Here is a 10,691-nt window from a genome sequence, read left to right as displayed (position 1 = left end):
ACCTGCGCCCCAAAGGCGTGAAGGGCAACGCGACCGAGAAGGCCTTGGGCCGCGCGCATATCACCTGCAACAAGAACGGCGTGCCGTTTGATCCTGAGAAGCCGACCATCACTTCGGGCATCCGTCTGGGCTCACCCGCTGGCACCACGCGCGGCTTCGGCGAGGTCGAGTTCCGCCAGATCGCGGATTGGATCATTGAAGTGGTCGACGGTCTCGCCGCCAATGGCGAAGACGGCAATGCCGACGTCGAGGCCAAGGTCAAAGCCGAAGTCGCAGACCTCTGCGCCCGCTTCCCTATCTACCCGAACCTGTAAAACCAAGGACCCTAAACCATGAGCTTTCACCCAATCGAACAGGCTCCGGCCCGTCTGAACCGCAGCGAACTGGCTGTTCCGGGCAGCCAGCCCGGCATGTTTGAAAAAGCGGCCAAGTCGGATGTGGATGTGATCTTCCTGGATCTGGAAGACGCCGTCGCGCCCGACGAAAAAGAACAGGCTAGAGCGAACATCATCGAGGCCCTGAATGACATCGACTGGGGCAACAAGACCATGTCGGTACGGATCAACGGGCTGGATACTCATTACATGTATCGCGACGTGGTGGATGTGGTCGAACAGGCCGGTCAACGTCTGGACCTGATCATGATCCCCAAGGTCGGCACCGCCGCGGATGTTTACGCCGTCGACATGCTGGTCACCCAGATCGAGGACGCCAAAGGCTACAAAAAGCGGATCGGGTTCGAACATATCATCGAAACGGCGCTCGGCATGCAGAATGTCAGCGAGATTGCTGCCGCGTCGAAACGCAACGAAAGCCTGCATTTCGGCGTTGCCGACTACGCGGCCTCGACCCGTGCGCGGACAACCATCATTGGCGGTGTGAACCCGGATTATTCGGTCCTGACGGATGCGGATCCTGAGGGCGGCCGCATGACCCATTGGGGTGATATGTGGCACTACGCGCTGGCGCGTATGGTTGTTGCGGCGCGCGCAAACGGCCTGCGCCCGATCGACGGCCCGTTCGGTGATTTTCAAGACCCCGCTGGCTATCGCGCGGCGGCAAAGCGTGCAGCGGTTCTGGGGTGTGAGGGCAAGTGGGCCATTCACCCCAGCCAGATCGCGCTGGCCAATGAGGTCATGTCGCCTTCGGATGCCGAGGTGGACAAGGCCAAGCGGATTCTCGTCGCGATGGCCGATGCAGAGGCGGCAGGCAAGGGCGCTGTCTCGCTGGACGGTCGGCTGATTGACTATGCCTCGATCCGGCAGGCGGAGGTGCTGGTTGAAAAGGCAGGTCAGATCGCTGCTGCGTGATCTGCCAAACGTTAGACGGAGCGGGCTGTCCCATCGGACGGCCCGTTTCGGTTTTGCGGGCGAAAGGCGCTGATCGGGCGGCCGAATTCACGGGTGAACGACCGCCCGAGGGCCGACGAACAGGAAAACCCGCATCGCAGGGCGATCTGTTCGACACTCAGGCGTGTTTCCTGCGCCAGATAGCGTGCATGTTGCAAACGATAGAGCTTGTAGTACTTGCCGGTCGTCATCCCCAGTTCATCCGCAAACGCGCGGCTGAGGCTGCGCTCGGAGAGCGAGACGCGTTCGGCCAGCTCAAATGTCGTCAGCGGCGTCTCGACGTTTTCAGCAATGACATTCAGGGCGTCCAGCAGTTTGGGCGACCCACGATCTTGCAATTGTTGAGAACCGCGCTTCAGCTCGGATTGGCGGGCGGGGTCGTATATGAACATGTTCGATGCATCAAATGCGGCAGCAGGCCCGAACAGGCTCTGTATCAGGTCGAGGGTTAGTTCCAGCGCCGTGCTGGCCCCTCCGCAGGTTAGAAACGGACCAGAATGGACAAACCGGGCGCTGGACACGTTCACTTTGGGAAAGCTTTCGCGAAAGGCATCAAACTCTTGCCAGTGGATCGTGGCTTGGTGCCCGTCCAGAACTCCGGCTTCGGCTAAAATCCAAGCCGCGGTATCAAGGGCCAGAACGCGCTTGGCAGTCCGAACAGCCTGTCGGATCGCAACTAGAAGCTCTCTATTGATCTGCTGCCGGACGCGGTAACCGGCCACGATGACCAGCGTTCCGGTCGATTTTGCTGGGTCGAAGACCCGATTGGGAGAAACTTGTATTTCGCTCGAGCTTTCCACGGGTTCGCCGTTCAGGCTGGTGATCTCCCAACCCGGACTGGCGTAGAGCGCGCGCATCTTGACGTCTCGCAATGGCTCCAGCGCGCTGGCCAGAACCATGTTGGAAAACCCGTCCAGCAACAGGAACTCGAAATGCTCATGAGGGGATGACGACAAAAGTATTCCTCCTGACGAGAAATGTATCGTTTGTTCCGAGGTTTTGAAAGTAGCGTTGCCGCATTCAGTCGCCTTCCAAGGCGCGATTCCTGCTGATCGAAGGACAAAGTTATGCCCCTTGCCATGAACCGCGAAGTTTTCATCACCTGTGCCATCACCGGATCGGGTGGGACGCAGGACAAGTCTCCGCATGTGCCGCGCTCGCCCGAGCAGATTGCCAACTCGGCGATTGATGCGGCCAAGGCGGGGGCTGCCGTTGTGCATTGCCACGTACGCGACCCGGAAACCGGTGTGCCGTCGCGCGATTTGGGCCTGTACCGCGAGGTGACAGACCGCATTCGCGATGCTGAGGTCGACGTGGTGCTGAACCTGACGGCCGGTATGGGCGGTGATATTGTATTTGGCCCGACCGAGAGCCCATTTCCGGTCAATGAAGCGGCCACTGACATGATCGGCGCGACAGAGCGGATGGCGCATATCGCCGAATGCCTGCCCGAGATCTGCACGCTCGACTGTGGCACAATGAACTTCGCCGAGGCAGACTATGTGATGACCAACACCCCCGGCATGTTGCGGGCGATGGGTCAGATGATGACCGATCTTGGCGTGAAACCAGAGATCGAAGCCTTCGACACCGGCCACCTATGGTTCGCCAAGCAATTGGTGAAAGAGGGTATTCTGGAGCCCAACGCTCTGGTCCAACTGTGTATGGGTGTCCCGTGGGGTGCCCCCAACGACATCAACACCTTCATGGCGATGGTCAATGCGGTGCCGTCTGATTGGACATGGTCGGCCTTCTCGCTGGGTCGCGATCAGATGCCCTACGTTGCGCAATCGGTTCTGGCGGGCGGCAATGTCCGCGTCGGGCTTGAGGACAACCTGTTTCTGGAAAAAGGCGTTCTAGCCACCAATGCGCAACTGGTCGAACGTGCCGTGACGGTGATCGAGAACATGGGCGCCAAGATCATCGGCCCGGACGCCGTGCGCGAGAAACTGGGCTTGACCAAGCGCGCTCCCGTCGCGAAATGAACAGGCGCGTTCTTGTAACCGCAGGCGCGGCTGGCATTGGCCGCGTCATTGCGGAGCAATTCATTCAAGACGGATCACGGGTCGCGGTCTGCGATGCAGACCCTGCCGCGGTTCAGAGCTTTGCCGAAGCGCATCCCGGCAGTATCGCCGTGGTGGCCGATGTCACCTCGGAGTCCGCCATGGACGCCTTCCTGAGTTCCGTTGAGGCGGAATGGGGCGGCATTGATGTGGTCTGCGCCAATGCCGGTACCGGCGGCCCCGCCGGGCCGATCGAAGACCTTGCCTTTGACGCGTGGCAGCAATGCCTCGCCACCAACGTGAATGGTTCGTATCTGACCTGCCGCTGGGCGGCGCGGGTCATGAAGGCGCAAAAAAGTGGCCTGATCGTCATGACCTCGTCCACTGCTGGGATCATGGGCTATCCGATGCGGTCGCCCTATGCGGCGGCGAAATGGGCCCTGATCGGTCTGACCAAAACCCTCGCGATGGAGCTTGGTCCCTTTGGCATCCGCGTCAACGCGATCTGCCCCGGTGCTGTCGAAGGCGACCGGATGGAGCGTGTGTTGGCCAACGAGGCTGCAGCCCATGGTCAGAGCATTGAGACCATGCGCGCCGCCTATGTGACCGGCGTGTCCATGAAAACATGGGTCACGGCGCAGGACGTGGCGAACAGCATTCATTTCCTTGCCTCAGAGGCGGGAACCAAAATCTCGGGGCAGGTTCTGTCCATTGATGGCCATACGGAGACACTCGCGCCATGACACAAAAAGCAACCATCATCGGCGGCGGCGTGATCGGCGGGGGCTGGGTCGCCCGCTTTCTGCTGAACGGCTGGAACGTATCGGTCTTTGACCCGGACCCAGAAGCCGAGCGCAAAATCGGCGAGGTGTTGGCCAATGCCCGCCGCGCCTTGCCCGCCCTTTATGACAAGGCGCTGCCAGCCGAGGGCACTCTGACTTTTCATGACGATATGGGCGAGGCTTTGGCCGGCGCCGCGTGGGTTCAGGAAAGCGTGCCCGAGCGTTTGGACCTCAAGCACAAGATCCACGCGCAGATCGACAAGCTGTCGCCTGCCGATGCGGTGATCGGGTCTTCGACCTCGGGGTTCAAACCCTCTGAACTGAACGAACACGGCGGTCGTGTCGTCGTCGCGCACCCGTTCAATCCCGTCTACCTGCTGCCTCTGGTCGAGCTGGTGGGGGTTGCCGACACATGCGCCAAGGCGTCTGATATCCTGCGGTCCATCGGTATGTATCCGCTGACCGTCCGCAAAGAGATCGATGCGCATATCGCAGACCGTTTCCTCGAGGCTGTCTGGCGTGAGGCGCTTTGGCTCGTCAAGGATGGCGTCGCCACGACCGAAGAAATCGACGAAGCGATCCGCATGGGGTTTGGTATCCGCTGGGCGCAGATGGGTCTGTTCGAAACCTACCGCGTCGCGGGTGGCGAGGCAGGGATGAAACACTTCATGGCGCAATTCGGCCCGGCCCTGCAATGGCCTTGGACTAAGCTGATGGATGTGCCGGAATTTACCGATGAACTGGTCGACCTGATCGCCGGTCAGTCGGACGCGCAATCCGGCCATATGTCGATCCGCGAACTGGAGCGTCTGCGCGATGACAACCTGATCGGGATGATGCGAGCGCTGAAGAAAACCGGCAGCGGTGCGGGCGGCGTTCTGAACGCGCATGAAGCGATGTTGCCTGACCCCGAAGGTGATGATCTGCCGATCACCGTGGATCGTGTCATCCCGCAAAGCTGGACAGACTATAATGGCCACATGAACGAGGCCCACTATATCGAGGTCTCGGCCCAGGCGTCGGACAATTTCATGCTGATGATCGACGCGGATGCAGACTATATCGCGGCGGGCAACAGCTATTTCACGGTCGAGAATTTCGTGCAGTACCACGCGGAATTGCATGCGGGGGATCGTCTGACCGTCACAACGCAGGTTCTGCGGGGCGAAGGCAAGAAAATGCACCTGTTCCACCGTCTGTACGGACCGGATGGAGAGGTCGCGGCCACCGTCGAAACCCTGCTGCTGCATATGGATTTGAACGCGCGCAAGACCTCTCTGCCGACCGAGGGTGTGGCCGCGAAACTGACCGCTTTTGCCGAAGATCACGCCAAGCTGCCGACCCCTCAAGGGGCGGGCCGCCATGTGGGGCAACGGGGCTGATACCAACGCGTGCCGCCTCTGGTTTCATGAATCCAGAGGCGGCATCTACTGGCGGGTCGATCTGCAAGGATACTGATCCGCCTTTTTTGCGCATGCTTTACGGCGTTGTGGTATAATTTCCTCCAATTGTTGTTGTGTTTTGGAGGTAACTTATGATTTTTCGTTTATTGGCAACACTTTGTTTGACCTTCGCTTTGTCGACCGCGAATCCTCAGATTGCCAGGGCAGATGCGGGTGATTTCATTGGCGGCGCGGTTGTCGGAGGCGTGGTTGGCTACGCAATCGGCAAAGATCAGCAAAAGAAGAAAGCGCAGCGCTCGACCACCCGGACATATCGGCCAAGCATTCCATCTACTTCGGAAGGGGCGCAGACGCAAACGGCGCTCAACTATTTCGGCTACAATGCCGGACGGGTTGATGGTCAGGTGGGCGGCGGCACGCGAGCTGCAATCCAACGGTATCAGGCGTCCATGGGGTACCCGGTCAACGGGTATGATTTCCAACCCTATCAGCGCGATTTCCTGATGCAGGCTTATTACTGGGGCACAAGTGGCGGGCAGGCCAGCACTCAGCTCTCCGGTCAGCCTTTGTTGATGGCCTATCGTCGGCAAGTCCAAACTGGCACGGCTGTGGCCGCTGCTCCGCAACCCGCGCCGCAACCTGTAGCGCCTGTGACTGCGACGGCGGCACCTGCTGAACCGGCGCCCGAGCCTGAAGTGACCGAAACGGCCACTGCAGCCCTGCCGAGCCTGTTTGCAGGCGGTACCGGTGGCCCGTCGCTGGCCAACCGTTGTAGCGCGGTGATGCTGCAAACCTCGACCAATGGCGGCTATACCACGCTGGCGAACATGTCGGACCCCGATTTCGCCCTCAGCGAGCAGTTCTGTCTTGCGCGGAGCTACGCCATGGCACGGGGTGAAGATTTGATGCAGGACATTCAAGGCCTGACACCGGATCAAGTAGCGGCGCAATGCGACTCCTATGGTGAGATGCTAGCGCCACAGGTTGTATCGCTGTCGTTGACGTCGAAAGCCGATGCCGAAACGCAGATGCGCAAGCTGGCTCTGGATTCTGGCCTCAGCCCTGAAGACCTTGCCGCGACCAGCAAGGTCTGTCTGGCGATGGGCTACCGTCAGGATAATATGGACAGCGCCGTAGGCTCGGCCTTGATGCTGGTTGCCATGGGTGAACCAGCATATGGAGAGCTGATTGGCCACCACCTGCGCGAAGGTTTCGGCGTGCAAGAGCGTCGCGATCTGGCGATGCAATGGTATGATGCGAGCCTGTCCGCGCTGGATGCCGGATCTCAGGCCGTGTTCCTGCCATCACAATCGGATCGCCCGGAATTGCTACGTGCGGCGATGACAAAAACACAGTAGGTCTGGCTGACCTATTCCGCGGGCGCATGGATCGCCCGCGGTTTTTTCCAGCGCTTCGATAGCAGGAACTATGATCGGGTGCCGCGCAGACCGGTGCTCTGCGTGACCTGTTCGAAGACTTAGATATCGTAGGGGCTAGTGACAAACCCTTTGGTGCGGACAATTCCTATCGTCAAGGGGGTGTCAGCGATCCGCAATCGGCCCCTTGCCTCACTGTGCTTGTTTAAGGTTGGTCCACGTTCAAAATCCGCGGGGCGTGCACATGGGTTCGGACGAGCAAGGCCGCAGCGACGCCTGCGATTGCGCCGAACAGATGCGCCTCCCACGAGATGCCGGGCTGGCCGGGCAGAACGCCCCAAAGGATTGATCCGTAAAGCACCCCAACCACCATGGCAACGGCAAGGGTCACGGGCGACCGATCAACCAATCCCCGCGCGACCAGAAAGCCGAACCACCCGAACACCAGCCCGGATGCGCCGATATGGATGGCCGTATTTCCGAACAGCCAGACCAGCGCTCCGCCCAAGGCAATGATCACGGCGTTCAAGACCAACAGCGCCCGTGTTGCTGTTGCCGCCAGCAAAGCCCCCATCAGGATCAGCGGAGGCGTGTTTGAAATGAGATGCGGAAAGCTGGCATGCAGGAGTGGCATGCCAAAAATCCCGTCCAACCCGGTGATCTGCCTTGGGATCAGCCCGAACGCGAGGTTCAGGCGGTACCCAACCGTCCAATTGAGAACCTGTATCACCCAAAGCACCGCTATGAAGAGCGCCAGGACCTTGAACCGCGAAAAAACAACACGTTTACCGTTTTTATCAATCATCTGAAATAGATAATCGTGGCAGTGACAACGATCAATACGCCTTGCAGGATGGTCGGATCAGAGTGTGGGCGCTGACGCGCTCAGGTGGTAAAGACCTCGAAATGGATCTGGTTTTCCGCAAGCCCTAACGCTTCAAGACCGGATTTCAGGTCGGTCATGAAATCCAACGGACCGCAGAGCAAATACTGAGCGTTGGGACCGGCATTCAATGCGACCAACGCCTGCGCTGTGATCCGGCCTTTGACGTCAAAATCCTGCCCCGCCACGTCCTGGGCCTTAGGCGCGCTGTAGTAGATCCGTTTCCGTGCGATCGGGCTGGTGGCAATCAGGTCGTCAACTTCGCCGCGCAGCGCGTGAAACCGTCCGTTGCGCGCGGCATGTATGAACCAGACCGGACGGTCAGGGTGCTGTGCCACAGTCTGATGCAACATTGCGATCATCGGGGTCACGCCAACGCCGGCGCTGACGAGGACAAGGGGCGTGTCTACTGACGGGATCAGGAAATCCCCGGCTGGCGGTTTGGCCTCGATCACGTCGCCCAATTGCACCTTGTCGTGCAGAAAGCGGGATGCAGCACCATTCGGTTCGCGTTTGACAGTGATCCTGTAGTGGTCGTCGGCCGGGTTGCCGGACAGGGTATATGTCCGCCGCAGCTTGGTGTCATGCGTCGGAACGCTGAGCACAATCGGCAGGTGCTGCCCCGCCTCAAAAGCGGCAAGTGAACTTCCATTTGCAGGTCGCAAGTGAAATGAGGTGATCCCCTCGGCCTCGGCAATCTTGTCCGTAACGACCAGCTGTCTCGATGGGGTCGGCTCAGCCGACCATCTCAGAGCCAGCGCGTTTGGTCGGTCAATCACGGCGTCGACCTGTACGTCGATCATGCGCAGAATGTTGGGGTCACGCGCCTCGGCCGGAGCCCAGTCGATCTCGGCCCGCCCGGACAGATGCAGCAGTCCTCCGGTCGTGAAATCGACGAATAGCAGCCCGATGCGGGGGTTCTCCAACAGGTTGCCAATCGTGTTGAAGAAATTGTTTCCGGAATAGTCTGGAATACGTAGACGGTTTGGGCCGACCACGCGGACAAATCCGGGTGTCCCTCCGCGATGAGAGGCATCAAACCCGTTCGACGCCGTCTGTTGCGGACCATGTCGACCGGACCCGATGAACAGGGTATCCGAGGCGCTAATACGGGCGATCTGTTCGGGGTTGAGACGGCCTGAGACTACCGCCTCTGCCGGATTATTGGTGGCCACCCGCCGCCAGTCACGTTCATTGATGTACTGAGGGCAGTTGCCGAAGCTCTGGCGGATGTCGATTGCAAAACCAGTGCCGGTTGGGCGGGTCCGACCGCTGAACCTATTGCGTCGGCGCGTCGCCAGCTCGATGCCGACTACGCCGATATCAGCCCCTTTTCTCAGGCTTTCTGCCAACGGATCACGCTGGTCGATCACGGTATCTACGGTCAATTTGCGGGGATCAGGCGAATGAACGAACCCGTCCTCGCCTTCAATGATTGTCGCCCATACGCGGCCTTCTGTATCGCTGGACGCAGCCACCAGAAACGGCTGCGCCTGGTAGAAGGCGCGATGCTGGTCCGGCAAGTGGTCGCGAATGTACGGAGCGGCCCTGCGGGCTATATCGCCAGCACCCGCCCGCACTTGCGCCGCCAGTTCGCCCGCGTGAAACGGAGTATCCGTGCCAGACATCGTCTTAACTCCTTGGTGTATGTTTAAAGGCCCAGATCGCTCAGCCCCGGATGGTCGTCCCGGCGGCGGCCCAGAGGCCAGTGGAACTTGCGATCATCCTCTGTGATCGGCAGTTCGTTGATGCTGGCGTACCGGTTGGCCATGTAGCCATTCTCGTCGAATTCCCAATTTTCGTTGCCGTAGGCCCGGAACCAGTGCCCGCTGTCATCACGGTATTCATAGGCGTAACGCACCGCGATCCGGTTGCCGTCATGGGCCCAGAGTTCCTTGATTAGGCGATAGTCCAGTTCCTTGTTCCATTTGCGGGTCAGAAACGCCTCGATCTCGGCGCGGCGAACGGGGAATTCTGCCCGATTGCGCCATTTGCTGTCCGGCGTGTAGGCCAGCGCGACCTTGGCCGGGTTGCGGCCATTCCAGCCGTCTTCGGCTAGACGGATTTTTTCAATCGCGGTTTCGCGGGTGAAGGGCGGCAGAGGGGGACGGGGGGCTTCTTGTGTCATTGCACGTCTCCGATGGGGTGTCTGGCGCGAACGTTCAGGCGACGAGGCCCACGGCGGTGGCAGGCATCGGTTCGAACCGATCCAGCGCCTCAAACCGGGCGATCCATGCCCGCACATTCGGATAGGGGTCGAGCGAGACGTTCCCCTCGGGTGCGTGGGCGGTGTAGGAGTAGACGGCGACATCTGCGATGGTCGGTCGGTCGCCAACCAGCCAGTCGCGGCCTTCCAATCCCTGTTCAAGCTTTTGCATTGCCTTGGCTGCGGTCGCGGCCGCGAAATCGACGTCCAGAGGTGCTCCGAACACCGTGATCAACCGCGCCGCGGCGGATCCGAATGCGATCTCACCCGCGGCGAGGGTCAACCAGCGCTGCACCGCCGCTTCGCCCACCACGTCGGTCGGCATCCAGTCAGGCGCGTATTGCCGGGCGAGGTATACCAGGATCGCGTTGGAATCCGAGACCACAACATCGCCATCCTCAAGCACCGGGACTTGCCCGTTGGGGTTCATCTCCAGAAACTCAGGCGATTTATGTGCGCCTGCGGCCAGATCGACGAAAACGGCCTCATGGGCGATACCGGCCAACTTGGCAAAGACCAGAGCGCGGTGCGCGTGGCCGGATTTCGGGAAGTGGTGGATACGTACTGCGTTCGACATTTGTCAGCTCCTGTCATGCGCGGATTTGCTTCTGCGGCTATAGATACAGCTTGCCATCATGGGCGATAATGCGCAGTTTTGGGGGATCATTAAGCCCTAGGAGGGCGCAATA

Annotated in this window: 10 protein-coding genes and 1 pseudogene; 6 read left to right on the top strand and 5 right to left on the bottom strand. The window is 60.1% G+C overall.

What is annotated here, in order from left to right:
* Positions 1-314: pseudogene (gene glyA / locus ACR0KL_RS06910) on the top strand (serine hydroxymethyltransferase); the annotation flags it as partial.
* A gap of 18 nt (positions 315-332) precedes the next feature.
* Positions 333-1,310 (top strand): HpcH/HpaI aldolase/citrate lyase family protein, encoded by a 978-nt coding sequence (locus ACR0KL_RS06905; protein WP_170641072.1) that lies wholly within the window; start codon positions 333-335, stop codon positions 1,308-1,310.
* Positions 1,311-1,321: 11 nt separating this feature from the next.
* Here the strand turns inward: ACR0KL_RS06905 and ACR0KL_RS06900 are convergent, their stop codons facing one another.
* Positions 1,322-2,305 (bottom strand): GlxA family transcriptional regulator, encoded by a 984-nt coding sequence (locus ACR0KL_RS06900; protein WP_170679698.1) that lies wholly within the window; start codon positions 2,303-2,305, stop codon positions 1,322-1,324.
* 111 nt (positions 2,306-2,416) lie between these two features.
* Here ACR0KL_RS06900 and bcoG point away from each other — a divergent pair, with 111 nt between their 5' ends.
* The 4 genes from bcoG (at position 2,417) to ACR0KL_RS06880 (ending at position 6,895) form a co-directional block, all read left to right on the top strand.
* Entirely contained in the window at positions 2,417-3,334 is a 918-nt protein-coding gene (gene bcoG, locus ACR0KL_RS06895; RefSeq protein WP_170679700.1) for a 3-dehydrocarnitine:acetyl-CoA trimethylamine transferase BcoG, read from the top strand.
* The gene (locus tag ACR0KL_RS06890) at positions 3,331-4,095 is read left to right on the top strand and encodes an SDR family oxidoreductase (RefSeq protein ID WP_480776813.1); all 765 of its coding nucleotides are present in this window, start codon (positions 3,331-3,333) and stop codon (positions 4,093-4,095) included. Before bcoG ends, ACR0KL_RS06890 begins: the two co-directional genes overlap by 4 nt.
* On the top strand, positions 4,092-5,516 hold the full coding sequence (locus ACR0KL_RS06885; RefSeq protein ID WP_480776812.1) for a carnitine 3-dehydrogenase: 1,425 nt from the start codon (positions 4,092-4,094) through the stop codon (positions 5,514-5,516). Before ACR0KL_RS06890 ends, ACR0KL_RS06885 begins: the two co-directional genes overlap by 4 nt.
* A gap of 152 nt (positions 5,517-5,668) precedes the next feature.
* Entirely contained in the window at positions 5,669-6,895 is a 1,227-nt protein-coding gene (locus ACR0KL_RS06880) for a peptidoglycan-binding domain-containing protein (RefSeq protein WP_480776811.1), read from the top strand.
* A 223-nt stretch (positions 6,896-7,118) separates the two neighbouring features.
* On the opposite strand, the gene ACR0KL_RS06875 is transcribed toward ACR0KL_RS06880, so the two are convergent.
* From ACR0KL_RS06875 to ACR0KL_RS06860, 4 genes are all read right to left on the bottom strand, one after another.
* A complete protein-coding gene (locus ACR0KL_RS06875) occupies positions 7,119-7,643 on the bottom strand; it encodes a rhomboid family intramembrane serine protease (RefSeq protein ID WP_480555214.1) in 525 nt (174 codons plus the stop codon).
* Positions 7,644-7,798: 155 nt separating this feature from the next.
* Positions 7,799-9,424: an FAD-binding oxidoreductase gene (locus ACR0KL_RS06870; RefSeq protein WP_480776810.1), complete on the bottom strand. Its 1,626-nt coding sequence runs from the start codon at positions 9,422-9,424 to the stop codon at positions 7,799-7,801.
* A 23-nt stretch (positions 9,425-9,447) separates the two neighbouring features.
* A complete protein-coding gene (locus ACR0KL_RS06865; protein ID WP_480776809.1) occupies positions 9,448-9,924 on the bottom strand; it encodes a nuclear transport factor 2 family protein in 477 nt (158 codons plus the stop codon).
* 34 nt (positions 9,925-9,958) lie between these two features.
* Positions 9,959-10,579, bottom strand: coding sequence for a glutathione S-transferase family protein (locus tag ACR0KL_RS06860; RefSeq protein WP_480776808.1), 621 nt, complete (start codon positions 10,577-10,579; stop codon positions 9,959-9,961).
* Positions 10,580-10,691 lie beyond the last annotated feature (112 nt).

The organism is Ruegeria sp. C8, from assembly GCF_056537565.1.
The sequence above is the reverse complement of the archived record's forward strand: the minus strand, read 5'-3'. Positions and strand labels throughout refer to the sequence as shown.